The 26,126-nt window shown below is 41.6% G+C and carries 23 protein-coding genes and 1 tRNA gene; 9 read left to right on the top strand and 15 right to left on the bottom strand.

The features are described 5' to 3' along the window. Positions 1–7: 7 nt before the first annotated feature. Positions 8–2,599, bottom strand: a complete 2,592-nt coding sequence (gene leuS / locus ABXT59_RS10245) for a leucine--tRNA ligase (RefSeq protein WP_443636013.1) — start codon at positions 2,597–2,599, stop codon at positions 8–10. A 247-nt stretch (positions 2,600–2,846) separates the two neighbouring features. On the opposite strand from leuS, the gene ABXT59_RS10240 reads away from it, so the two are divergent. Continuing rightward, positions 2,847–2,923 (top strand) — tRNA-Arg (locus ABXT59_RS10240). A gap of 782 nt (positions 2,924–3,705) precedes the next feature. Beyond that, positions 3,706–4,275: an SPOR domain-containing protein gene (locus ABXT59_RS10235; RefSeq protein ID WP_443636012.1), complete on the top strand. Its 570-nt coding sequence runs from the start codon at positions 3,706–3,708 to the stop codon at positions 4,273–4,275. A gap of 210 nt (positions 4,276–4,485) precedes the next feature. Here the strand turns inward: ABXT59_RS10235 and ABXT59_RS10230 are convergent, their stop codons facing one another. From ABXT59_RS10230 to ABXT59_RS10200, 7 genes are all read right to left on the bottom strand, one after another. After that, a complete protein-coding gene (locus ABXT59_RS10230) occupies positions 4,486–5,736 on the bottom strand; it encodes an AAA family ATPase (RefSeq protein ID WP_443636011.1) in 1,251 nt (416 codons plus the stop codon). Continuing rightward, complete coding sequence (locus ABXT59_RS10225) at positions 5,737–6,051, bottom strand: hypothetical protein (RefSeq protein WP_443636010.1); 315 nt, start codon at positions 6,049–6,051, stop codon at positions 5,737–5,739. After that, positions 6,044–6,265, bottom strand: a complete 222-nt coding sequence (locus ABXT59_RS10220) for a helix-turn-helix transcriptional regulator (protein WP_297823933.1) — start codon at positions 6,263–6,265, stop codon at positions 6,044–6,046. Before ABXT59_RS10220 ends, ABXT59_RS10225 begins: the two co-directional genes overlap by 8 nt. 839 nt (positions 6,266–7,104) lie before the next feature. Beyond that, positions 7,105–7,290: a hypothetical protein gene (locus tag ABXT59_RS10215; protein WP_297823932.1), complete on the bottom strand. Its 186-nt coding sequence runs from the start codon at positions 7,288–7,290 to the stop codon at positions 7,105–7,107. 647 nt (positions 7,291–7,937) lie between these two features. Next, positions 7,938–9,431, bottom strand: coding sequence for a tripartite tricarboxylate transporter permease (locus ABXT59_RS10210; protein ID WP_443636009.1), 1,494 nt, complete (start codon positions 9,429–9,431; stop codon positions 7,938–7,940). Next, complete coding sequence (locus tag ABXT59_RS10205; RefSeq protein ID WP_443636008.1) at positions 9,428–9,886, bottom strand: tripartite tricarboxylate transporter TctB family protein; 459 nt, start codon at positions 9,884–9,886, stop codon at positions 9,428–9,430. The genes ABXT59_RS10210 and ABXT59_RS10205 overlap by 4 nt, the downstream gene beginning before the upstream one ends. A 75-nt stretch (positions 9,887–9,961) precedes the next feature. Next, entirely contained in the window at positions 9,962–10,921 is a 960-nt protein-coding gene (locus tag ABXT59_RS10200; RefSeq protein ID WP_443636007.1) for a Bug family tripartite tricarboxylate transporter substrate binding protein, read from the bottom strand. A gap of 174 nt (positions 10,922–11,095) precedes the next feature. Here ABXT59_RS10200 and ABXT59_RS10195 point away from each other — a divergent pair, with 174 nt between their 5' ends. Together ABXT59_RS10195 and ABXT59_RS10190 are read left to right on the top strand one after the other, a co-directional pair. Further along, positions 11,096–11,833, top strand: coding sequence for a GntR family transcriptional regulator (locus tag ABXT59_RS10195; protein ID WP_443636006.1), 738 nt, complete (start codon positions 11,096–11,098; stop codon positions 11,831–11,833). Between the two features lie 55 nt (positions 11,834–11,888). After that, on the top strand, positions 11,889–13,334 hold the full coding sequence (locus ABXT59_RS10190; protein ID WP_443636005.1) for a sulfatase-like hydrolase/transferase: 1,446 nt from the start codon (positions 11,889–11,891) through the stop codon (positions 13,332–13,334). 216 nt (positions 13,335–13,550) lie between these two features. Here the strand turns inward: ABXT59_RS10190 and ABXT59_RS10185 are convergent, their stop codons facing one another. Both ABXT59_RS10185 and ABXT59_RS10180 read right to left on the bottom strand, forming a co-directional pair. Further along, the gene (locus tag ABXT59_RS10185; protein WP_443636004.1) at positions 13,551–13,985 is read right to left on the bottom strand and encodes a hypothetical protein; all 435 of its coding nucleotides are present in this window, start codon (positions 13,983–13,985) and stop codon (positions 13,551–13,553) included. Between the two features lie 532 nt (positions 13,986–14,517). Beyond that, positions 14,518–14,769 carry a hypothetical protein gene (locus ABXT59_RS10180; RefSeq protein ID WP_443636003.1) on the bottom strand — a complete coding sequence of 84 codons (252 nt, stop codon included), beginning with the start codon at positions 14,767–14,769 and terminating at the stop codon, positions 14,518–14,520. A gap of 493 nt (positions 14,770–15,262) precedes the next feature. On the opposite strand from ABXT59_RS10180, the gene ABXT59_RS10175 reads away from it, so the two are divergent. The 4 genes from ABXT59_RS10175 to ABXT59_RS10160 are packed head-to-tail and all read left to right on the top strand — an operon-like array spanning position 15,263 to position 19,755. Continuing rightward, positions 15,263–16,717 (top strand): hypothetical protein, encoded by a 1,455-nt coding sequence (locus tag ABXT59_RS10175; RefSeq protein ID WP_443636002.1) that lies wholly within the window; start codon positions 15,263–15,265, stop codon positions 16,715–16,717. Next, a complete protein-coding gene (locus tag ABXT59_RS10170; RefSeq protein WP_443636001.1) occupies positions 16,707–17,531 on the top strand; it encodes a hypothetical protein in 825 nt (274 codons plus the stop codon). The genes ABXT59_RS10175 and ABXT59_RS10170 overlap by 11 nt, the downstream gene beginning before the upstream one ends. Then, positions 17,528–18,850: a hypothetical protein gene (locus ABXT59_RS10165; protein WP_443636000.1), complete on the top strand. Its 1,323-nt coding sequence runs from the start codon at positions 17,528–17,530 to the stop codon at positions 18,848–18,850. The genes ABXT59_RS10170 and ABXT59_RS10165 overlap by 4 nt, the downstream gene beginning before the upstream one ends. After that, complete coding sequence (locus tag ABXT59_RS10160) at positions 18,847–19,755, top strand: hypothetical protein (protein ID WP_443635999.1); 909 nt, start codon at positions 18,847–18,849, stop codon at positions 19,753–19,755. The genes ABXT59_RS10165 and ABXT59_RS10160 overlap by 4 nt, the downstream gene beginning before the upstream one ends. Positions 19,756–19,796: 41 nt before the next feature. On the opposite strand, the gene ABXT59_RS10155 is transcribed toward ABXT59_RS10160, so the two are convergent. After that, a complete protein-coding gene (locus ABXT59_RS10155) occupies positions 19,797–20,378 on the bottom strand; it encodes an HNH endonuclease (protein ID WP_443635998.1) in 582 nt (193 codons plus the stop codon). A gap of 351 nt (positions 20,379–20,729) precedes the next feature. After that, the gene (locus tag ABXT59_RS10150; RefSeq protein ID WP_443635997.1) at positions 20,730–21,998 is read right to left on the bottom strand and encodes an ADP-ribosylglycohydrolase family protein; all 1,269 of its coding nucleotides are present in this window, start codon (positions 21,996–21,998) and stop codon (positions 20,730–20,732) included. Positions 21,999–22,970: 972 nt separating this feature from the next. Between ABXT59_RS10150 and ABXT59_RS10145 the strand changes: the two genes are divergently transcribed. Further along, a complete protein-coding gene (locus tag ABXT59_RS10145; protein WP_443635996.1) occupies positions 22,971–23,366 on the top strand; it encodes a hypothetical protein in 396 nt (131 codons plus the stop codon). A gap of 127 nt (positions 23,367–23,493) precedes the next feature. Here ABXT59_RS10145 and ABXT59_RS10140 read toward each other — a convergent pair whose 3' ends face one another. From ABXT59_RS10140 to ABXT59_RS10130, 3 genes are all read right to left on the bottom strand, one after another. Beyond that, positions 23,494–24,459 (bottom strand): hypothetical protein, encoded by a 966-nt coding sequence (locus ABXT59_RS10140; RefSeq protein WP_443635995.1) that lies wholly within the window; start codon positions 24,457–24,459, stop codon positions 23,494–23,496. Positions 24,460–24,628: 169 nt separating this feature from the next. After that, positions 24,629–24,838: a hypothetical protein gene (locus tag ABXT59_RS10135; RefSeq protein WP_443635994.1), complete on the bottom strand. Its 210-nt coding sequence runs from the start codon at positions 24,836–24,838 to the stop codon at positions 24,629–24,631. Between the two features lie 379 nt (positions 24,839–25,217). Further along, positions 25,218–25,964, bottom strand: a complete 747-nt coding sequence (locus tag ABXT59_RS10130; protein WP_443635993.1) for a class I SAM-dependent methyltransferase — start codon at positions 25,962–25,964, stop codon at positions 25,218–25,220. Between the last annotated feature and the right edge of the window lie 162 nt (positions 25,965–26,126).

The raw sequence follows: 26,126 nt of genomic DNA, 5'->3' as shown, positions 1-26,126 counted from the left end.
CTGACGCTTAACTCACCACAATATTAACCAGTTTATTAGGCACCACAATAATTTTACGCACAGCCATATCAGTAATAAAGCACTGTACTTTTTCATCGGCTAAGGCGAGTTGTTGTATGGTGTCTCTATCCATATTGGCATCGATGGTGATCTTACTGCGCAGTTTGCCGTTGACCTGAATCATCATATCGATATTTGATTTTACCAAAGCCCCTTCATCTACTGCTGGCCATGGTGTTTTTAAAATCACATCGGTATCCGAGAATGCTTGCCACAAGGTATGGCATAAGTGAGGTGTAAAAGGCGACATTAATAGTACTGCAGTACTTAGGCTTTCAGCTCTGACAGCTCGACCCTGATCACTCATATCAGTAAACTTCGCTATTGTGTTACTCAGCTCCATAATGGCAGCAATGGCGGTATTAAAAGTTGTACGGCGCTCAATATCGTCGCTGACCTTTTGAATCGTCTCGTGGGTTTTGCGACGCATATCTTGTTGCTGCTGGCTAAGTTGGTCGGCCTGCAAGGCAGGCGCAGCAGGCGCATTTAGGTGCTGGTGCACTTGCTTCCAGAAGCGTTTGATAAACCTTTGAGAACCTTCAAGGCCTGCGTCAGACCATTCAAGAGATTGTTCTGGAGGCGCAGCAAACATGGTGAACAAACGCACAGCATCTGCGCCATAGCGGTCAATCATGGTTTGGGGGTCAATACCGTTATTTTTAGACTTGGACATCTTGCTCATGCCATCATAAAACACCGATGCACCATCCGATTTTTTCACCGCACCGGTAATGCGTCCCTTGTCATCCATTACGGCATCAACGTCTAGGGGTGAGATCCAATTCTGGCCACCTTTCTCGTCTTGTTGGTAGTAAGTGTGAGCCAATACCATGCCTTGGCAGAGTAGTTTCTTAAACGGCTCATCAGAAGACACAAGGCCCATGTCACGCATGAGTTTGTGAAAGAAGCGCGAATACAATAGGTGTAAAATGGCATGTTCAATGCCACCAATGTAATGATCTACAGGAGCCCAGTAATCTGCAGACTGTGGTGCTAGCATACTGTCGTTATGTGCCGCACTAGTAAAACGTGCGTAATACCATGACGATTCCATAAAAGTGTCAAAGGTATCGGTCTCACGCTCAGCCTCAGCGCCACATTTAGGGCAGCTTGTGTTGATAAAAGAGGCCATTTTTTTCAGCGGCGAACCACTTCCGTCAAATTCGACATCTGTGGGCAATACTACCGGTAATTGATCCTCTGGCACTGGCACTGCACCGCAAGTGACGCAATTAATCACTGGAATGGGAGCACCCCAATAACGCTGGCGTGATACCCCCCAATCTCGCAGGCGGTAGTTGGTGGTGATTTTACCTTTACCGTGCCGATCAAGTTCTGCTGCTATCGCATCAAAGGCTAATTGGAAGTCCATTTCGTCAAAAATGCCTGAATTAATCAATAAGCCTTTTTCAGTGTAAGCAGACTGCGATATATCCACCACAAGGTTGCTATCGGTTGGACGAATCACCTGCTCTATACTCAGGCTATACTTATTAGCAAATTCCCAATCGCGCTGATCATGAGCGGGCACCGACATCACAGCGCCAGAACCATAGTCCATAAGCACAAAGTTGGCGGCCCAAACGGGCACAGACTTACCACTGAGTGGATGAATAGCTTGAAAACCAGTATCCAAGCCGAGTTTTTCCATGGTCGCCATATCGGCTTCAGCCACTTTCATGTTTTTGCAGCTATCAATAAAGTTTGCCATCGCTGGATTAGTGGCAGCAGCCTTGAGGGCAAGAGGATGCTGTGGTGCTACGGCTAAGTAGGTGACCCCCATTAAGGTATCTGGCCTTGTAGTAAAGACCTCGAGTGGACCGTGGTTTGTGACTTCAAAACTGAGTTCGACACCCTGAGACCGACCGATCCAATTGCGTTGCATCGTGCGCACTTGCTCTGGCCAATCGTCTAGCTGGTCTAAGTCATCTAACAACTGGTCGGCGTAATCGGTAATCTTGAGGAACCACTGGGGGATTTCTTTACGTTCGACCAACGCACCTGAGCGCCAGCCGCGACCATCAATGACTTGTTCATTGGCCAGTACGGTTTTGTCTACTGGGTCCCAGTTAACCATGGCATTTTTTTTATACACCAGACCCTTGTCGAGTAACTTGGTAAAAAACCATTGTTCCCAGCGGTAATACGAAGGGTCACAGGTGGCTAATTCTCGGTTCCAATCATAGCCAAAACCCATGCGCTTTAGCTGGTCGCGCATATAGGCGATATTCTCATGGGTCCATTTAGCAGGTGCGACGTTGTTTTTCATGGCGGCGTTTTCAGCGGGTAAACCAAATGCGTCCCAGCCCATGGGCTGCAACACGTTCTTACCTTTCATGCGCTGAAAGCGTGATATAACGTCACCAATCGTATAGTTACGCACGTGCCCCATGTGTAAACGGCCACTGGGGTATGGGAACATCGAAAGGCAATAATACTTTTCTTGGTCAGGATTATCTTGCACCTCAAAGCTATCATTAGCTTCCCAAAAGGCTTGAATTTCTGGTTCTATTTCGTGCGCATTATAATGTTCGTTCATGAGTGCCGTAACTAGTGGTAAAGCCGATATGGCTAGAAATTAAATCGACCCATATAATAGCACTAGAGCATAGGTAACAGGTAGCTTGATTGATAAAATAGGCTGGCTTAATCGCTGAGTGATTATTATTTGGCGATCTGAGTGCCTGTAAAAATCTTTATTGATCAAGTAATAACAGTTGAATTCCTCCTGCACTGTCGTTATGATACCGCTCCCTGATGAGGCACTCGCCGAATTTAGGTATAGTGCGCCCGTAGCTCAGCTGGATAGAGTACTCGGCTACGAACCGAGCGGTCAGAGGTTCGAATCCTCTCGGGCGCGCCATTTTATTTTATAAGACGCTGTTTTATAAGACATTTTTCGTTATTATAAATAACGGAACCGTCAGATAGACCGTCTTTTGTTTTATTTTTTACCCTAATACCCTATTGGCTTTCTAGCTGAACTAGGTCTACCTATTAGATCGTTTCAGGCTGTTTCTGTGGCTTGTTAGTTTACCCTACAGTAAGCCGATCCAACACGCTATTACTCTTTATAGCCGCTCCTATAACACTACCCAATAGTAGGCGTATAATCCTGTCTAGTTAAGCCTCATGACTTGAGCCAGGGCTAAAGAGTTTCATCTTCTGCATGACTTGTATTTAACTCTCTTATTCTTTTTAATTCTCTTATTCTATTTAATTCTCTTATTCTATTTATAGCGTTAGCTTATTGCTTGGCCGGTGTACCCTGTGGTCAATAATGGCATCGCTATTTTGTCCATAAGTACACGGGCTCTAAGGCTTACAATTAGTGTGTATGGTCATTAAATAGTTGGTGAGTGTGTTGGGTTGTTTTTGTAGTAAAGCACTCAGTGCGTGCTTCGGAGTTACGCTACCGCTGCGCTATCGCTTCACTCCTCGCACTACTTGGGTGCTTTACTTAGAGGAGTTGGTGTTTGACTCTGTTAGAAGTCGAGGGAAGTGCTGTCGCTCTTGAAATTGAGAAAGTTATTGAATGGTAAATTGGTGGTAATATTTAATGGCTTCCATGGCTGGTGTTTAACCAAGCGTACAAAATATAAAGATTTTATAAAAATTAGTATTTGAACTAAAGAGGTAGGGTTGGTGATAAAAGATTATGCTCACAAGCCAAAGCTTGACGTTACTACGCCAGGATTACTTCGGCCTATAGTAGTTTTAATAGCTGCTGGAATAATACTAATTGTAGTATTAATAGTAATCCTTTTAAGCGTGAGTATTGATCATAAAATTGATAGGGCTTCTGTGGATCAAGTTGATCTTGTGGTGGCTACAGAGAAGATTGAAGTGGCAAAGCCAATACCCGTTGAGCCACCTATCTCACCAGAGTTTACATATATAAAAATACTACAGCAGGCCGATGTTACGCCAGCTTACGTTAAAGAATATGAGTCTACTGCTAAGGATCCAAATAAGAAGACAGAAAGCCATCTGCAAGTAGCTTCATTTAAGTCTGAGTACGATGCTAAAGAATTACAAAAACTATTAACAATAAAAAAACTACCTAATGTTGAAGTGAGCCAATCTACTACTGAGTCTGGATCTGTTTGGTTCAAGGTAATGGTAGGCCCATTTCAGAACAGGTCGATGCTTAATAAGGCACAGGATATCTTGGTTCAAATGAATTATTCACCATTAGAGTTAAAGAAAAAATAAACTACCTGAGGGGCATTCCATAGAATATGTCCCCGTAGGGGCGGAAAGGGTGGAATCCGGAAACCCCTGATATACGTGGCTTTCAGAGGTGTGAAATTGAGCATTCCGGTCGATTATCAATAACCTCCGGAATGCTCCCATCAAAGCCTTATAAACACTGGTTTCCAGTCCCGGAACGCTCCTGGCCGGAACGCGGAACGGTCCAATTACTTATAAAACCTTACGGTTGATACTAATGAGTCCTCCAGGTGGTTTGCTACGCCAATAGGCTATATCCTCATTACCGTTATTGATAATGGTTGGTTTATTTGGATCATTTGAGACCAGTCTAATAGCTTCGTATGCAGCGGTCGATTTGACTTGGTTATCAGTCTCAAACTGAGGCTGAAGCGACTTCCACTCAATAGGTGAAGTGTTACCAAATAAGCGCTCAAGAGCTTCTGCGACTAATAGGTCATCCCATTTCACCTTGCTTGTAGAGTTTCTGAAGAGTGGCTTTAAGTTCACAGGGACGGGTACGCCAACATGTTCACCATTGCCTATCAGGCAAGATTCCATTCTAAACCACCAAGCATTAACGCATGCTGGAGAGAAATTTTGTTTCGCAAGATCTAACCTAAAGTGGCGTGATCGTTTCTGGGCATCGAATGTTAGCGCCTTTGCCTCGTCTTTAGACATTGGAGTTAATGTAGCAACAACTCTGACAGCATCCTTGAGAGCAGAAGCACCACGAGCGATATCTGCATTGCCTGCTGAACTACCTTTAGTGTCCTGCTTGCGTGTGTGATGGATTAGTGTGATCGCAGCGCCAGTTTTAGCAGCAACCCTACGATATATAGACATGACTTGATCCATAGCTGTGTTATCGTTCTCAGGCGCGTTATGGGTCGATACGAAAGGGTCTACGATGAGCAATCCAATATCTTTTTCGAGCATATATTTGATCAGGTCACCAGCAAATGCTGTTTCCTTTTGACCACTATCACTCATCTCTGACAGCATGTACTTCTTCTCGTAGCCAGATGCGTAAAAAAACCTATCCTTTAAGCTAATAGGATTAATTCCAAACTGTGTTGTTATACCTGCAATCCTGCGCCTTAGCTCGTCATACGAATCTTCGTTGTTGATAACGAGCACGTTAGCCTGCTGGCGTACACCGAGTTGTAATATGTCATTGTTGGACGCAACCGATATCCCTAGGGCAAGGGCTAAGGAACTTTTACCGGTACCTCCAGGGGCGACAAGGCCAGTAATATAAGCCTTCAAACACAGGCGATCTACCAGCCACTCTCGTGGTGGTATGTTGGCAATGTCAGCAGTAAAGTTCTTAATAACAGTGGCCGGGTTAAACGTGCTGTTCTTGCTGTAACCATTACCTGTGGTATACTTATGTTGTCCTTTTGGGATAGAGCCCTTTGTTTGCTTGGTCGCGACAAGGGCTTTTTTAATTGCAGTATTCATCTAAATGACCTCCTTACTAAATTCCACATTACAGCCAATCACTTTGTAGTTGCTGACCCAGCACCGAACTTCATTATTGTTATCCAGCACAGAAACTCTTGTGGACTCAATAATCCATCCATCGGCTCTGAGCCCATGAAACTTTTGGCTAATGCCACAGTGGCCTAACTCTCCAAGTTTGATTGTCGAGATACCAGTTCTTCTATTATCAATAAGATCTTGAAGAAAACGGGCAACTGCAGGTGGGTAAGCTACCTCCTGCTGAAAAGCGGGAAGTGTTACTGGTTGATGTGGCTTGCGTGTGAGCTTACTCATTAGAAGCTCCTCCATCACGTTCTGCAATGCGCTGCTCAACCCATGCGATTACTTCTTGTTCAACCCAAGCCACAGATGTTCCTCCAGGAACCAAGGATATAGGTTTTGGAAACTTCTGCTGTTTAGTTAACAGGTAAATATAGGATCTTGATAGGCTGGTATACGAGCATACTGTCTTGATACGTATGATGCGTTTTTGAACTGGGAGATTCATTTAAGTAACCTTTTAAAAGGTCTAGCTCAAATAAAAAAGGCTCTGAGCTAGACGAATAATATTAGCCTCAAAAAAGAGACATACTCGTTTGCTCAGAGCCTGCATCGGGTGATACTTAATCTCTATGACGTGCTACTGCGTAACATTGGTCACTAAAGGCTAAGCCACTGCTTCAACACTGAAGTCGTTCTCACTTTATCTAGATATATCTTTGGGTCTGTCAATATATCGTCGTCGTTTAAAAGAACTGTTTTTTATTTAGCAAGACAATATTTTACGATAAAGACAGCATAATATCAACATAAAAGTATAAAAATGAAAAATATAATAGTAATTTTATTATTTTTAGTAAAAATACTATGATCACTAAAAATACAACCATCTAAAAATCAACATATAGACTGTTAGCTAGAATTTTTTCCTATACTCAAATGTTGATTCATGGCGTAACTTTAGCTTTCAGTATTTATTTTATTTAGCTAAAAGTTCTTTGCTCACAAATTCTGTCTTTTTCGACTAAACACTGTCCACAATGCCCGTATGCTTGACCGGTGTTTATTGATAACTTACCTTGGTCTTTGACACTGTTAGAAATAGAGGGAAGTGTTGTTGGCCTGTAACATGAGAAACTTTAACTGAGCTAAGTTGGCAGTAATACTTTATGGCTTCCGTGGTTAGTTTTTAAGTAAATATATTAAATTTTTCATATTTATCAATAATAGTATTTAAAGCATAAGGTCTGGGTTAGGCTCGGCTATCTGTATACTTTAGTGTTTTCTTGGTAAATATCGGAAACTATCTTATTTTAAAAAAAGCTACCTAGGAGGTAGCTGGTGGATTTACTTATAAAGGAGGGCTAAGTGGTGATCCCTCTCTTCTTGGGTGGTATTGAGGTTGTTGAGCTCGGTTATGGCCTCGTCAATGGATTCTTGCAGGCTTTGGTTTAAGGAAACTTCTAAAACTTGCAAAGCTTTGTTTGCCGTTATGCCGGATCTGTCAAAGGTCTTACGAAATATTTTGAACATAGTGTTCTCCTGATGGGTTATTGGTTGTGAGGGTAAAAAGGCCGAGGTCGGCCATTGATACTACGGTTTGGGTAGCGGTTCCAGGGCCATTCGTAGAAGAGGAGTAGTGATAGTGGGTTATTAATGGCTCGGAGTGGAGTTTAAGTCTGATTAACCTTAAGCATCCCTTACCTTATGGGAACATGGCTAAGAACTAGCTAACTGTGGGAATGTGTCTAGTGTTTAAGTGTTGGTATTTATAATGATTCTTTAGGGGAAGATGCCCGGGGGGGTATCTTGGTTTGAGGAGGGTGTGCCCTTTAGTACTTGGCTCGTAAGCAAATGTTATATTTCCTGTAATACCTGCGGAGTAACCAGTATAGGTGATTTTGAAATAACCAAAACTATAGCGTGATCGTACCTGACTTTATTGAAAGCTAGTGTCGACATACCTGATTATATAGAGCAGTTTTTATAATCCACGGAAATTGCATAAGCTTGAGTATGAAAAGATCATTCAATCTTCCTCAACTAAACTATCCGTGAAATCGAGGTAAAACCCATAGTGTTGAAAGCCTTGTTTATCACCAATTATGATGGCGACCTGTTCATTCAAATTACTGGACGTTTAAACTATGGATAGAAAAACTAAAGCTTCTGTAAATCGCCTAATTTTGTCGCTTTGCCTTCAATGTTTTCCAAATAGGGTAAATGAGGACGAGAACGATTAGAATAAAAATGGTCAACGAAATGGGTCGCGTGAAAAGAATTCCAAAATCACCATGACTCAACTGAAGCGTTGTTCGTAAGGACTCTTGTGCCTTGTCACCGAGTATCAGGCCTATGACGATAGGGGCAACAGGGAACTTAAGACGATTGAGTAGATAGCCAAGGACCCCGAAGCCGAGCATAAAATAGACATTAAAGATTTCGTTTTGAAACGTGTAGATTCCGATAAACGTTAAGCTAACAATCATCGGCATCAGCAACAGCGATGGCACGAGTAACACCTGTGCGAATATTTTCGTCGCAATTAGGCCGCCAAAGACAACGATGGCTATCGACGTAAACAGCATGGCCCACATGTAACCATAAACTACCGGGCCTTGTTCGACGAACAAATGGGCCCCCGGCAACATGCCGTGAATAACTAAAGCGCCCAGCATCAAAGCAGCAACACCACTGCCGGGGATGCCCAATGTTAGTGCGGGGATCATCGATGCGGCGTTATCGGAATTATTAGATGCTTCCGCGCTGGCCACGCCAAGGGGGTTGCCTTTGCCGAAAGTCTCTGGCTCGTTCGAACTGTTTCGCGTGTCATTGTAAGCAACGAAGCTACTGGCTGAACCACTCACGCCAGGCAGAAGACCAAAGGCGATGCCAATCAATGACGCGCGTGGCCATACGTTCAACAGGAGCTTGCGCCAAGGCCAGCGGTAGGTGGGATCTGGGCGCAGCACGTCGGAGAAACCTTTTTTTCGGTTCGCTGCTCCTTGCTCAATAATTTGCCACGCCGGTGGCAACGCATACATACCCACCAACACAACGAGAAGGGAAAATCCCTCGGTCAGTTCTAGGACGCCAAAGGTGAATCGCTGGTAACCGGATACGAAATCAATACCAACGACTCCGATCATCAAGCCGATGGTGAGTGACAACAAACCCTTGAGGGGATCATCACCCAGTAGTACAGCCACCGCGCACATTCCGAATACGTTCGCCCAGAATATTTCCGGCGGCCCGAAGGCTAGCGTCGCGGTGGCCAAAGGAGGTGCCAAAAACAAGAGGACGATTGCACCTAGCGCCCCCCCTACCGCCGATGATGCTGCTGCCAGCTTAAGTGCCGTCAATGCCCGGCCTTGTTTTGTCATGGGATAGCCGTCAAAGGCTGTTGCCACTGCAGCCGGAGTGCCAGGAATGTTTAGCAGAATTGCTGGGATGGCCCCACCCGCAGATCCGCCATTGTGTATGCCAGCCATCATCGCCAATGCGAACAGCGGGTCCATACCATAGGTGAGTGGAATGAGTAAGGAGATGCCAATGCTGGCTGTCAATCCTGGAATAGCACCGACTAAAATACCTGCGATTAAGCCGATCGTCATGGCTAGAATGTACTGCCATTCCAACACATGAAATAATCCTGCCAAAAGTTGGTCCGTCACAGCTTACCTCCAATCCATAGAGCTAAAATTTCAGGCGGCAACGGTCGGTTAAACGCGAGATCAAAGGTGAGCCAAAGAACTATACAAAAAACAAACGTCGATAATAAAATAGTTCGTAACTCACGATAACCTGACAGGTATGAAAGTACGGGTATGTAAATCACTGTCATAGCAAAGAAACCTACCTTTCCGGCTAAAAAAAAGTATGCCGCGGTGACAGCAATTCCTAAAATAAGCCTGCGGCCGGCAAGAAAAAATTTTTCAAATTCGTGGTTTCTAAAAGCTGGTAGAAAACTACGCCCAATTAATAGAGCCGAAAACAGGAACATTAACCCCGTAACAGTTTTGGGATAAAGTCCAACTCGTTGTGGCAGGGTGTCATAGGCGTAAGAAAACGCACCTGTAGCGAATACCGCCAAAACAATTCCTGCAATTCGGTCATGATTTGAAAACATCTGCCTTTACCCAAAAGATAAATTGAAGGTGGCACAGCAAATAGTTTGCACCGCCTTCAATGAGGTTGTTGTAACCTAACGGTCTTGGATCCAGGGACTTGCTGCCCACAACGCCCGATAATCATTTTCTTCAGACTTAAGCATCTGAGCTATTTTCTCGGGCGATGCCGTATCAATAGTCACCTTAGCCTTTTTTGCCGCTTTTTGATATTCGGGGTTTGCTAATGTTTTCTGATGGGCGGCACGTAGTTTTTCGAGGATCTTTGTGGGGGTCCCCTTAGGCATAGCAAGTATGCGTTCCGTACCAACAGCTAGGTCAATACCTAAGCTTTTTAATGTTGGTACATTTGGAAATTTAGGATGCGTCTCGTCAGCAGAAAGGGCGAGAATACGAACTTCTTTGAGAACTTTCGAAACAGCTCCTGTATTTGCACACAGCATGTCGATGTGTCCGCCAAGCAGTGCTCCACGGATTTGACCACCGCCTTTGAAACTTACGAGGTTGAGCTCGACACCCGCTAACTTTTGCCATCTGAGGGACGCCAGTTGTGGGCCTCCTCCGACACCGGTAACTCCGCAACTAAGGTTGCCCGGATTGGCTTTAGCAAAGGCAACCATATCTTGATATGTTTGGAGTTTACTATCGTTACGCACGGCGAAGATGTGATTGTCGATACCGGATTTTCCAATATAGTCAAATGAATCCGCACCAAACTGGGCAGTGGGGTTATCAAACTGTCTTGACACAATTTCCGGTAACATAAGCTGGCCCATTGTGTAGCCATCTGGTTTTGCATTTAAGACAGCCGTGATTCCAATGGCACCGCCGCCGCCGGGCCTATTGACAACTACTACCGGCTGTCCGAGATATTCTGTTACAAACTTCGCATAAACCCGAGCAGTTTTGTCTGATCCACCACCAGCGCTGGTTGGCACAATTAACTGAATTTCCCTTTCCGGGTATTCAGCAGTGGCTGTACTAGCCAAACTCACGGCCAGTACGAAAACAGATGCAATTTTGATAAATCGTGTCATTTCATTACTCCCTTGCATGATTTTTTAGTTATTTTTGGACGCTCTGTTGGCGACCGTTTGTTTGATAGACAAAATTATATTCGATTTATATAATTATGTCGACATTATTATATTGGACTTTAACTCTCTATACTATAATATTGCAAGCAATCAGTTTTATTGGAGTGAAAACCTATGCCCGAAGATACCAAGAGTGACATCGAGATGCATCGAGCACAAAGTCTGCCAAGTCTTGTAAGGAGGCATTTGGAACATATGATATTTTCTGGTCAAATTCTGCCTGGAAATAAAGTGAATGAAGTCCGGATAGCCAAACAACTTGATATCAGTCGCAGCCCTGTCCGCGAGGCATGCCGGCAACTAGAACAGCGGGGGTTTTTGATGGCTAGAGTACAGTCCGGCAGCTATGTGCGCCAGTTTAACATCGATGAAATTATGGCGGTCTTTGAAGTGCGGTGTTCGCTGGCAAAGCAAGTCGGCTTGCTGGCAGCAGAAAGAGCGACCGAACAAGAAATAACAAAATTAGAAAATTTATTTGATGAAATGCACAAAGCAAATAGTTCGCTGGATGTAACGAATATTTGGGACGTTGGACTCGAGTTTCACACATTGCTTCTTGAATCCACAAAGAACCAATGTCTAGCCGACATTTATTTAAATTTACATGCTCAGCATCGTTTATTTAGGATAGATTGCCTGGCACAATTCCCTTCCCTCTTTGAACTCACACATTTAAATAAAGAAGCCATTGAGGGCAGAGTCAAAATCGTCAAATCAATCAAACAACGTGATTCACAATTGGCAAGCGTCTCATGTGGCCGATACATGGCCCATAGTCGGGATCAAAGTCGACGTACGTATGAAGCCGGTATGGAACTCGCGCGTGAGTTAGAAACGAAAGAAAGCGCCTAATTGGCTGCGATACCCTCAGAAATAGTATGTCAAAATCTAATTGGGAATAATGCCTATGACACCGACAAACGTTCTAATTTTGTGCGTTGACCAACAAACGACAAAGGTCCTCGGATGTTATGGTAACGATATTATCAAAACACCTAATATCGATCGCCTAGCAAACCAGGGAGTACGTTTCGATAATGCATATACACCTTCGCCATTATGTGTACCTGCACGTGCCACCATGGCAACCGGTCGGCACGTGCACGAACTCAACACCTGGGATGGATGTCACCCCTACACCGGTCATACTATGAGTTGGGGTCACCATCTCGTTGAGGCGGGTCATAGCGCCGTGTCGATTGGTAAACTCCATTATAGGAATGAAGCAGACGAAACCGGATTCTCGAAGCAAATCATGCCAATGCATGTTCCAGAAGCGGGTGGCGATCTAATAAGCCTAGTGCGTTCACCACTTCCTAGTGGCCGAAACAAAAGTAAATTGTTTGAAACGTTGGGGCCGGGTGGTTCAGCCAAAACAGATTATGACACTTTAGTAACCCAAAAAGCTTGCGCTTGGTTACAGGACCAAGCTCCTCAAGAAAATAAACCCTGGTGTTTGTTCGTTTCTCAAGTAAGTCCGCACCCTCCACTGAACGCACCAGTCAAATTTTTTGAGCTGTATGAGTATGCAGACATTGCGATGCCCAAGATGCTGGACGCCCCTCTTCATCCTTGGATTCAACAGTTACGTAATACGCTTAATGATGCAGATTTTATGGATGATGAGGCGATACTGTTAGCATTACGCAACTATTATGGCCTCTGCAGCTTCACCGATTATAATATTGGGCTCATTTTAAAAACACTTGAGGATTCTGATCTGATGGATACGACACGCATCATTTTTGTGAGCGATCATGGTGATAACCTTGGTGCCCGGACGCTCTGGAATAAGTGTAATATGTATCAGGAAGCCGCCCAAATTCCGATGATCGTTACTGGACCAGGAATCCCAAAAGGGCGTGTCTCTAAAACGGGTTGTTCGTTGCTAGATATTGCACCAACAGTCTTGGACGGCGTCGGAATTGATACAGCAAGTGGTGATTTTAATAGTTTGAGTCGTTCGTTGTTCTCTTTGGCCAATAAACCGGACGACTTAGAACGGATCGTTTTCTCCGAGTATCATGGGATGGGCAGCCCAAGCGCGTCGTATATGATCCGCCGTGGTCATTATAAATTTATCTATTACGTTGGATATTCTCCTGAGCTCTTTGACCTTGATTCTGATCCTGAAGAACTGAAGGATCTCGGAATGAACCCAAACTATCGTGAGATTATAGAAGAATATGAAGCTATCCTTTGCAACATTTGCGACCCCGAATCCGAAGACCGTCGTGCAAAAGACAAACAACAAATGTCACTTGAAGTTGCTGGTGGTCGAGAGACCGTCGAGAAATTAGGCTGGCTCCAGGGAACACCGGTACCTGGCGAGAAAGCCGATTTCTGGCGCTGAAAAACTTTTTAGGTAACCACCTAAACCTTTGTTAGCATCGCCACCACGGCCCGTTATGTAAATAATCTGTTGTTCTGAAGTCACCTTTCGTTTTTGGAGTTATGTTCAAAAGAGATGATGCGAGTAACGATGATTCAATTAGAAAATTAGTAAGCATTGCTATGCTCACCTCTTTCAATTCAATCCCCATACCACTGGTTTTGGTTACATTGACATTCAGTCACCTAACGAATCTATGTAACGTTTTGCTTCGTCCTGTGACGGGAACGAATCTCCCCCAACAAACCATGTCTTTTCCTGCCTGTAGACTGTCACACCTCTGTAATCAAAGAAATAGGGAGTTCTTACACCCGAAGTTTTATTGGCTATTATGTCAGACTTCGTAACCTGTCTCATTTGATGAATCGCTGAACCTTTCGGTATTTCACTGGCTATTATTTCAGCAAGCTCCGATTCATCTTTTAATGATTGGACTCTGTATTTAAGGTAAAGGCTATATGCCATATCCTCAGCCCCATTAGAGTCAGCCAAGGCTTTTCCCCATATACCAGGTCTCTTTATTCCCGATTGAACCTCACTTAAAACCTTCTCATACAAAAGCTCTTCCGAAAGCCTACCAATCGCAAACTTTGATTTTATTTTCTTAAACATACATGTAATTACCCAAACAGATATCAGTTCTAACCAATGATAAAGTTGGTGCAGCATAAGCTCTTGATTTAGATTGAGCCACTTGTAAAAAAATAGTCGTGGGTGGCCATTCCTAGCATGGCAATAATCACCAAGTCATTATCGCATCCACCTTATGAATACTACTTCCAAAAGATCATATTTGATACAGGAAGAATTCTGAGTTTGGCTCTAGTCAAAAAAAGGCAACCACCAAGTAATCCCTTAAATTCAGACTATACTAAACGCCATTAGGTTTCTAGTAATCTTAAACTGGGTAACATGCATTTGGTCATTTTAGTTTTGAGTAGCAATCATAGCTATTTAGTCGCCAGTGCACTTTGAAAACTCTCAAATAAAAGTGTCCTGTCTAGGTTGACCAGAACATGCCTACGATGACTAAAAATTATAGGAAATGCTACAGCCACGCTTACAGGAAGTCGATATAGTCAGCCTAAAAAACGCAGGACTGAGCAACATGATTATCTGGATTTGTTAAACGCCAGCTAGATAATTAAAACGGGAAGATTTCGCGTATTTCACTGTGATCTTCTAGAACTAATTCTAATTCATGCCCTAAATTATACACGCCATTAAGTTTGCCCTTACTTCTAAAGTGCCTAACTGTTTTATCCAATATATAGTCATTAATTTCAGAGTCGGTCACATACATTTCATAGCAAGGCATTATCATCCGTATTGCATTAGTAGAGTCATTGGCGCTGCTAAAAATTGTGGCCACATTTTTTAAAGTGATTATTCCCATGTTTTGTTCCATAGTAATCTCGCTCTTTTTCATTGATATTATTAGTATTTATGGGCAGATGATTTTTCATTATTCAAAAATAAAGTATTCAACGTCTGCCTTCTTCCAACATCGATTAAGCACCTTGCAGCCCATCTGAGGACTGCGTTCGCTCATCTAACATTGCAACGCACTCAACGTACATTAGCTCTGCTTAGAAACTATTGTAAGGCGTAAATCAGAAATATTCTTATATCTATAACCATCCTATAAAAGTAGTATTGAGGGGTTATGAGTACTAAAAATAAAAATTAACAATCAACAAATAAAATAGTTTTGGATTTCCTCTTTATTGCATTCGGTCAAATTGATTTGCCATTTTATGCAGTTTTAATTATAACTGTCTGTATAAGTTACTGAAAAAGCTAATAAATAGCTTGGCCAACTAACTGCTAGGAACAGCAAAAAATTCAAAACTATCATGTTATTTTTCTTGGGGTAACCAGCGCTAAATATGTCGAAAACAACAGCTTTTAAAGAATCAATATCTGCCCTGTTAACAAAAAACATACCATTTCAGGCTGGTTCATCCCTCGTTCCCAAACTGGACTACAAAGCCTTAGAGGCTAGCTTACAACCAGTTAAATATGGTAGGGAGCATGGAGAACAAGGTATTCCAGCTAGTGACAGCCTAATGTCAGATGACGTGGAACTAAAAATACTCCATACATTTCAGGAATTATGTGACAAGACATCCCAAGATGTTAACGAAGCGCTTGCATCCTACAATCAACGAATTCTTTCTTTTGATATATCAAGTTTTTTGGATGGAATTAGAGATGCTACTCGAAGCACTGTATCTGACTTCAAAGCCAAAGTTGTAATTGGCTTAAACGACCTACAAAATAGTAGTGAAACTGTTAAAGATAAATTCAATGACGTTCGGTTTTTCAAAGAAGAACATAATATCCGTCGCTCAGCGACCTATCCAACGTCAACAAGCCTTTATTTCCGAAAGGCTTTTTTGATATTAATATTTTTATTTGAGTCTATAGCCAATTCTATATTTCTGTCAGTTGGGCATTTAGGGGGCGTAGTTGGGGCCTATGCTGAGTCATTTGGGATTGCGTTAGTAAACGTTGGTTCAGCATTTTTAATTGGAAGAATGGTTACGCCTTACATGTTTTGCAGGAAAATAAAATTAAGCGTTCCAGCATTTTTAACTTTAATGGTGTTTTTAGGACTATCAGGTTTCGCTAATCTTGCAGTGGCTCATTATCGCGATATGGCTGGTGCTGATCTTTTTAGTGAGGCCGGCAGTTTAGCAATGATTCAGTTTATGGATACTCCTTTTGCGCTCAAAGAATTTCAAAGTTGGGTGCTATTTCTAATGGGGTGGTTACTTTGGATTGTTTCGGTTATTGATGCCCACTCAATGGATGACAGCATCCCAGGGTATGGTGCCGTTGCCAGAGCATTACTTGATGCTCGTATCGAATATGCTGATACCAAAGCTGACATTATAAGTGAAATTCAAGAATTCAGAACGAGCGGGGAACAAGATGTCAAAGAGGGGCGCTATGATCTTTCAGATCGATACGGTCAAGTAAATGCAGTATTTGGTTTACGCAAAGCGCTATTAAAGGACTATGAGATGTTCTCTGAACATTCAAGAAGGTACTTCAAACAAATCCTAGAAAGATATAGAAATGCTAATTTATCATGCAGGGATGACACCCCTGAATGTTTCTCAATGTTACTAACTCTGTCCATAGTAGACCATGCTGATGACATCGCATCTGTTAACTTAGACGAGCTATCACAGAAAGTAGAGGCTGGAAAATTGGCCTTAGATGGTGCGTTAGACACATTTTATTCTGAGTATAATGCCGCTATTGAGAGTTTTGATAAACTTGATGATATTGAACAAGGTACTTTAACAACGGTGGGGGCTCTTAATGAGTCGTAATAAAAAACGGCGGAATGCTAAACGAGGGGAGTTTACTTTTGGTAAATTGGTAGCTGTATTAATTGGACTAGGTGCTCTTTTTGCTATCAGCACTCTATTATACAAAGGCATGTCAACAATAAAAATAGAGATTGACCCCAATACGCTCTGCCAAGTCGACCAAAAACCTTCGGACGTTATTGCAATTCTCATAGATGCGACCGACGGTCTACCTGAAAGAGCTGCGCGCCAGGCTACTATTAAAATAAATCAAATCCTATCCTCTGCGCCAGAAAATTCACTGATTAATTTATACTCAATTAAATCTGGAAACGAATCCCATATTGAACCGATAGTCCATATTTGCAAACCTTCGACTGGTAAAGATGTGAGCTCTATAACCGGAAATAAAAATTACTCTATAAAGCAGTATAAAGAACGTTTTTTGAAGCCTTTAAAACTCCAAATTGACAATCTTATTGAGGCTAAATCAAGTAGTACTTCACCACTTATTGAATCTATGCAGAGTGCTATTATTGAGAGCTTTGAGGCAAACACTAATACGGGAGAAAAACGGCTGATTATTGTATCTGATATGATTCAACACACTGGTCTCTATTCATTTTATAAAGAAAAGCCCTCATACAAAAACTTCAATGAAATCAGTACTAAAAGCGGTGAAGGTATTATGCGGTTGGACGGTATAACTGTTGAGATTTTAATTGTAGCCAGATCGTTTCCAAAGGGTACGAGAGGAGATATAGTGCGTTTTTGGTCGCTCTTTTTGAAAAATAAAGGTGCTGCTAATGGATCTGCAATGGAGCCATTATTATGAGCCGCAACGATTTCCAGATTTCTCAAATTGCCAGTAAAGATCTGGCCCCTTGGGCATTTATATTCTTTGGAGTAATAGGTACGATTCTAATAGGCATATCAAAGTGGATGTTATTCCCCACGTTTGTCATTATTCTTATTCCTTTTTTAGTTCTACTTGGATATACATTTGTATCTTTGACTCTGCCTCGACTAGAGCTTCGGCGAGACCAGATTGGAGATAATGCATACTATCTTGGGTTTATACTGACATTAGTGAGTCTACTAATTACGTTAACGCAATTTAGCTCGAACGCTGATGACGGCTTTATTGTGTCAAATTTTGGCACTGCACTTATTTCTACAGTTTTAGGTATTGCTATAAGAAGTGTCATAAGTCAATTCCGTAAAGATTTGGTAGGAGTCGAACGGGATATGCATGCATCATTGCGAGAAGCCTCTATGCAACTGCGGAGTCAAATATTTACAAGTGTTGAAATGTTTGGATCTCTTCACAGACAAATGGCTCAAATTACAGAAGAAGCAGTCGGCAGTGTGGCTGCAGCGCACTCAGCCTTTGCGGAAGGGCTTCATGTGATTTTAGATGACCGCATAGTAATACTGGACAAACAAGTAGAAGTTAGTAGCTTAGCGATAGAAACTCGGATAGCAAAAATGGTCTCGGAAATCGAAACTGCTAGTCGAGCCTTTACGGAAGGTACTCAGGCTGAACAAAAGGCTTTGGCAGATACTGCAGCAGCAGTTAAGAAATCTCTTTCTCAATTTGAAACAATAACGCTCGATACGACCTCACTGAAAAATGTTGAGGCAGCTTTAGTTGAATTTACTGAATCAATTTCTACTAAGCTATCGTCATCAGCTCTTGCCGCCTCAAAGCATGCTGAGACAATTACCACAAGTTCTCAAAGTATGTCGGAGGTGGCTAAGTCGACTCAAACTGGAATAAAAAAACAATTAGCTGTTATTGACAAACAAATAGTTTCAATGACCTCTGCTGCAGATGAAATAAAAGCCCTTCAGAATAAGTTTATTGGAATGAAAGACACATATCGTAAAGCGCTTGAGGAAGGTTCAGACGCTGTACTTAAGTCCACCAAAAACTTTGATGGGAAATTAAATGAACAGGCTGATTTAATAGTCGAACATGTCAAATCTCTAAAAGAGAGTGCGGGTGAAATCAGCACCCTAGACTATAAAACACCACCTATAGAAGGCAGTTTAAAAACTGATAACAATGCATCAAAAGACACAGACCCTGCTTTTGGACTTGGTGCTGGTTCAGTTCTTGATACTAAGAAAAAACCAGGCAGGTTTTGGTGAGTAAGGGACAAATTGAACATCAAACTGAGGAGTATCGAAAAGGTCAAATTTTGGGCTTTACGATGGCCGAAATTATGCTTGTTATTCTATTCCTGCTTCTTCTATTACTAGGGTCAAAGATCAACAAACAGGAGAATGCACTCTTATTACTAGAGTCGAATACCAACAAACAGGAGAATGCACTCTTATTACTAGAGTCGAATACCAACAAACAGGCCGATACAATCTTAATACTAGAATCTAAGATCAACGAACAGGCAGATACACTATCCAAGTCTTACCAGGAAGACACCCCAGAACATCAGGCCATTGATAAAATAAAACGCACATTATCAGAACTCCAAAATCAAGGCTTAGTCAGCCGTCAAAAAGATGTGAATTGGCTGGCCGAACGTTTAGTTTTGACTGAAGCTGGTACGAATGAAAACGTTAGAAAGGCTCGAGAACTTGCCTCTTTCATTGCGACGAATGAAAACTTAACATTTGAAGAAGGCAAGCAATGTTTAGCGACGTGTGGTGCCAATGAAGGTGACGGAGACGGACCTAAAGCCTGTTGGGGAGAAAGCCTTCGGAACCCCGATTACATTTACAACGTTGCACTTTATGATGATGCTATATTTGTTACAAACAACTTTGAAAATATAGAGAAAAATAAAGCTGATTGGGATTCATTGTTGCAACCTGCTAGAATTGAAAAATCTACTTTACTCTCGAATGCTCAATTCCAGTCACGCTTTGCCAAATTAAAAGAGCACGCTTCAGTTAACGAATGTGAGTACGCAGTAAGATTAGTAGACGTGTTTACTTCTAGCAAAGCAATTTACAAAAAACAACGTCAGTTAGTTGAAGGCTATGTTTACCCAACACTTAAGAAGCGTTGGAATTATGGCACTTTGCCAAAATAAACCTATAGTCTTTAGTAAGTAGTATCTGGATAAAAGATGACTCATTGGCACATGAATTTAGCTTCGCTAATATTGTTATGAATAAAGCTCAACCCGTATTTTTTCTTCACTTGAACATATAGGCCAACATACTCAACACACTTTCCATTTGCGAAGGCATAGTGTGAGTTTTGTAGCCTATTTATAAACTTTAGAGGCACATAGTCGTTTTTTAGGGTTCGATTGACATACGGTACTGCTGCAACGAGATTCAATGGATCATTTGCGAAAGCTCTCTTTTGAGAAGGACTCCAGTCCTTACCTCCTGACAGATATGCATCTTTTAATGCCACGACATGATCTACATCAGTGGGTCTACCGTTTATACCTGTATACCAGCCTAATACTGAGTTTGAGATTGACGATGCTGATGAGTCAGACTTCCAGTTATCTCGGTTGTAGCTATTAGATGGAGCGCTATTATTTATGAACTTAGTGCTCGAACGGTGGCAATGATATGTCCCAGCCTTGGTATCATTGTGACAGCCCCCAGAGTTTAGTCGTCCGCCATGTGCTTGCGCATTAGCAGGAAAGCCCAAAAATCCAATTAAGGCTATGATATTTATACATTTTATCATCAACATCCAAGCCCCCTTATTTCTAATATCAAACTGATTAAGCAAGTCACCTAGTTCTTGTCAAGGGAGCTTTCTTTTTGGTGGCTTATACGCCAGCATCTCATTGTGCCAAATTATATCCTGCTCACTCATTACATACTCAGGATATTCGTAGGCATCCTCCCCGACCTTGACTATGATTCCATCAGTTATTGCCCACTCTATCAACTGAGAATCGTCTGCTTGGAACAGGTATTTGGACGCATTATTGCGGCAGAATTGGGCAGATGTAAATGGTTCTCTCATAAAATTTGTCCTCTCATTAAATTCTTAAAGGTTTATCAAACGGGTCACATAAGCTTGTGCTCAAATATCGTTTTACCTTAAGGCTATGCTGGCTGTGGTCGGTGAGTTTCTATCATAGGAGAACTCTTTAAGCCTCAGTAAAGCTGCCATTACATCCCCTTTTTCAAATACATCAGCTTGCCATCTATCGCCACCCCACTGTGTCCCCCTGCGATAGCGACTAAAAAAATCAACTATATCTTTTAGACTCCCTTTTTTAAGTGCGTCTTGTGATTGATCACTATAGCCAAAGCTACCATCACCACTCCAGCATGGCTTATCAATTTCCCGATTAAGATTTATCATCGCTGAGTGATATATTGGATAAGACTCTTCTCCAATCCAACTAATAATAGGCTTAAAATCAGGCAGCGTTAATTGTGGAATAAATGCGAGCACAGACTCAATCTCTTGGCGATTGGGCATAACACCAAATCCATTCCCAAGGTGGTAAAGGCAGTCTGCAGCATCCATAATATTGTCATGCATTTTCAGCACTTCTACCCAGCGTTTTGGGATTGAGTCGTAACCATATTTGACCCCAGCAAGTTGCCCAGTAACAGCACCTACCGTATCTGCATCATGACCTCGGTTCACTGCAAGGATGACAGCATCCTCAAAGTTGGTGGTATTCTCTATAGCCCACCAAGCGCATTCATAGGTTTCTTTAACATAACCACCAGACATCACCTTATGTCGGTCAGTATTTTTAGAAAGTCTCAAATTGGGAAGATCCAAGTCTTCATATTTGTCTAACTCTCCACAGGCAAATAAGTCTGATGCAAGCGCAACACTATAATCCACACAGGTATTTGAACCATGCGTGAGTAACGTCTGTTGTATCGCCTCTGTAATACATTTATCCCTATTGTTATGGTTAGCAATGATTACTGGTGCCATCCGCATCAATGCGCCATTACCTTTCCCATATTTGTTCATGCTGCCAGCATAAGGATTATGGTAGCCATGCTTTTCAGCAGTATTCAATGCTGAAAGAGTGGTGTGGCCAATATCAAAGCACTTTCCACGCCAGGTGAAAGCACCATCACGTAGCCAAGCATTGAAAGAGCGTTGGATGCGATCAGCTTGGAACTCAGATGTGCTTTGATAGGACTCTGCGATAGCCAATGCCATGCTGGTGTCATCTGTCCATTCACCTATTGCAGTAGAGTGAGTGCCACCTCCAACCATTTGAGTGAGGTAGTTATCAGGCTCTCTAGCCTCTGTAAATTCCAATGGTGCACCTAGTGCATCACCTACCGCAAGTCCAACTAGCATTCCCCGTGCTTGATCTAAATGCATACCTGTTCCTCAATTATTAAAAGTGTTTAACTCAACTTTATTGCTACAAATGATTGATCGGTATTGGTTGATGCCTCCTTTAATAGTTGAATAATAATTAGCCTTCCAAAGTTTTCCTTATGAGTTTCATTAATCTGAGTGATCGTTTTTTGCATTCATCAACTGCATGAGTCCTTACTTGATAAAAGTAGATCCTTTTTAGCAATATCAAAAAAAAATAGGTGGAGTCAAGGGTGCGTTCAACAAAATGTTAGCCATGAGGTGACTAAAGGAATTTATTCTAATGTAAGAGCAGAGAAGGCTGCCCAGTATGAATATGATGTCACAGACTAAAACAGAGTCAGGTCATCAAGAGCATTGTTGGATGATAATGTCTTAAGAGAATGTGTGTAATAATGCGGCATAAATTGTAGCCCATAGATAACGAACTTTAGGATTAACAGCTTTTGTGTAGTCGGTTTATATGAACCATTCCTAAGTGCCAAGAACCAACAACAACTATTGGCGGAATGGGTTTCAGAGTGCTGTTTTCTTCGCTTAATCTGATGTGTTAAGCTCAATCCCAGCGATAAACTGAATAACAATAATAACAGAAATTGCCTCAAAAATCAATATTAATAAATTCTAATGGAGCAGGGAGTGGTGTGAACATGCTGACATTCCATTTACTGGAAAGGTAACTTGGGTTGAGCAAGGGGTAGTCAAGAATAGTAAGAACGAAAGTATTTGGGTTGCTTACAATTTTGATGGGACTGTAAATAGAGAATTCACAGGAACCCTTAAAACGGTAAGAGGATTATCGATTGTTTAAGAAAGGACTGGCATTAATCGATCCTTGATAGTGTTAATTATTTTATGCTCAGTGTCTTTGTCTTTATTGCGTTTGGCCTTAAGTGAAATACCTTTAATACATCTTTGGGTTTAGGGTGAAGTGTGCAGAGGTGAAACTGTAAAATTAAAAGTAGGCAAAAGATGAACAAAAGTGGAAGCTTAAGCATTAAACTCAAAACGATCATGAGATCAGTTTGGGAATACCCATCTATCCTCATAGGTTTTTTTATTAAAACTATAGCCATCATAGCTACATTTTTGCTGCTGAACTATGGCTTTAAGGGCTTTGTAACTGGCTTGTTAGTATTTTTAATGGGTGGTGGATATTTGGACTTGGATCCAAGAGATATTATGACTATTGATGCACTAGCTGTTATTTTTAGTTTTATCACAGGTATATGGGGAGTTTGGGTTGTGCGCAGATTGATGAGTAAGAAATACTATACCCTCCCAAGAACGAAGATTATTTTTTGGTTTCTAGTATTTAGTAGTGTAATCGGACTTGTCGTTAGGGTCGCAATTACGTTGGACAAGTGAGATGGGGTTACGTATTCAGCGGCATGGGGGGTTGGTTTGAACTATCATATCAATACTAAATATAAATATAAATTTCAATCTCAATCTCAATCTCAATCTCAATATAAGTACTCCCTTAATAAATGAATTAATGACACGCAGCTTTTGCTAAATCAATTCTGTTATTAATGAAATTTAATTTATACTTCTCTTTTATTTGAACGTAGAGATCAACATACTCTAGGCACTTACCACTACCAAAATCAGAACGAATGACACGGTTCATTTCGCGTATAAACCCGAGAGGTGTTCCTGAATGCTTCATGTGCTCAGTGATATAAGGTAATGCTGTCACGTGATTAGACGGGTCGTTTGTAAAAGTTCGCTTTTCATCAGAGCTCCAACTATTTCCACCTGATACGTATGCATCTTCCAGACTCACAACGTGATCTACATCGTTAGCAACGGCAGTTAACCCCGTATACCATCCTACAGTCGAGATTGGTGGTGGCGGTAATATTGAAGAGTCAAAACTCCAGTTGTCACGATCAAAGTCTAACATCGTTTTAAGGTAATCAAATTTAGAGGTATCTATAATAATCAGCTCGGTCTCCATCGTATCTGTCCAAGCCCCATAGTGAGAATAAACCCGAACATACACAGCATAGTCGCCAGAGCTAACCGTAGGATGTTCGTATAGGCGGGTAGCTGCAGGATCAGTTTTTACATCTTTGACGTTAAATAGTGAGGTCAGATAGGTCAAGAAACCACTTACTGGCTCATCATTTTTTGATTCCCAATCCAACTTTATGAACTCGCAGTCTGGTTTGAAATCTTCATGCAAAATCCTCTTTCTAGAAAAATTTGTACTCACTATAATTAACCTTTGGGTGGTGTTATCAGAACAAAGCATTGTGGGTGATGAGCGAAGGCCAGACCGAGTAAACAAGGTATCATTTAAGGTTCCTAGGTCTTTCAATACTATTTTTTTGCCATCTACGGATACAACTTTTGTTAAGTTATAGAGCGTCAGGTCTATAACGCTATTTGCGTTGCCAGAAAGGTTTAAGGCTATAGCTACAATAGGGATATATAAAAACTGTATCAACTGCATTTTCTATGATCCTATTTCTAGAATTTGTCTATGCTTAACAAAGCACAGGACATATTGATTCAAATGAACTTTTCACCTTTGGAGCGGAAGAGGGAGTGTCGGTGTCGTTATGGACGAGGTTTAATGCGCACATGGCATCTAAAAAGTTTAGTCAACAAAATATTGTTGATCATAAAATGTATTCTACAATGAACATATATAATACAAATAAAATTACAGAACCAAAGAGTGTTAGAGTTATCGCCCCACCTAACGCCATTACAAAATAATCGGTGCCTTTTGCCCCAATTTTGCTACTAAGAAGTTGGCCTCCGATGTAAATAATAGAAGCAAGCATTAGCAGTGGTATCACAAGCACAGAATAGTCATCGTTATCCATCAAATAGCCTCCCTTTTATTTTAAAGCTAGCTGCTGACTCAGCAACTTTATATTACTAATTACTTAGATCCAAATTAGGCAATAGTTAAACTATAACAAGAGTCACAATATAAAAGAATGTCATAAGATTTTTCCTGAACACCAACATCACCAAACAGCGCCACAATCACCAAACAAATCTTTATGATTATATATTTCATATCAACATCATGAGGTAGTGTCTTAGTCTATGGATATGCAGTTTGTTAAGACCCCATACTTTTAATGGTGGGCTAACGCCCCCCATAGCAGAGGCAACGTTTGAAGACGACCTCTTAACTTATGACCAAATTTAGTTGACCACAACACAATAGTTTTTTTGTGGTTATTAAATAAAAATTCAATTTTTTCTTAATAGATAAAAACTTGCACCTGAACTGGCAAAAACTTGACTAAGATCTTGCTCTACGCTAAAGCCCGTCACTTTCACATGATCCAAAAACAGATCTTCCTCCCAATAGCGAATCAAAAAACTGTCGTTAATCTGTTTAATATCATTGGAACTTGAAATCGTTGATTGCTCTGTGAAGCGATAAAGATCACCTCCTAAGTCCTCAATCATCGCCTGCCGTTGAATTCTTTCATTTTGGAATACAGTATCTGAAAAGGAAGTTGTTAAGGTTCTATCAATTATTAACCAGCCATTTGGTAGAAGTGCGTTATATATAGATCTCAAGCTATTAGAGAGAGTGGATTCATCAAGCCAATAACTTGAGACGGTGAAAATACAAAGGGCACCATGATGACGTTCATGCATCTCTAATTCAGCAACGGGACAATGTATTAACTCTAAGTTGGGATGATTTGGCAGTTTCGTAGCCAACTGACTGAGCATGCCAGCACTAGGATCTAGAGAGGATACGTAAAAGTTGCTCTCTATTAGGGGAAGACTCATTCTTCCAGTACCAGCACCAATATCGAGAATCGATTCAGAAGGTTCTGAAAGTTCTAAGACTATCTCCATGGTTAAGTCTGTTAAATTGGCAAGGTGGCTGCCAAAGCTCGCTTCGAATAACTGATCATAAGAGTTAGCCCAGCTATCATGGGGTACACTGCCTAAAATCCCTTCTTTCAAAATTGCTTTCAAACGAAACTCCAATAATGACCATATATCCCTCCGACTGTTAAGGAGATTGATACCTTATGGGTGATTGTAACAGGCCGTCTAAGAGCGCGCATTTCAAAATCGCTTTGCTATCGCCCTGGTAAAAAGACAATCATCAATAGTGCTCAAACTGATTCGCTGTGA

This window comes from Candidatus Njordibacter sp. Uisw_058, from assembly GCF_047730065.1.
Lineage (GTDB): Bacteria > Pseudomonadota > Gammaproteobacteria > Pseudomonadales > Balneatricaceae > Njordibacter.
This window is presented reverse-complemented; position numbering and strand designations above follow the sequence as displayed.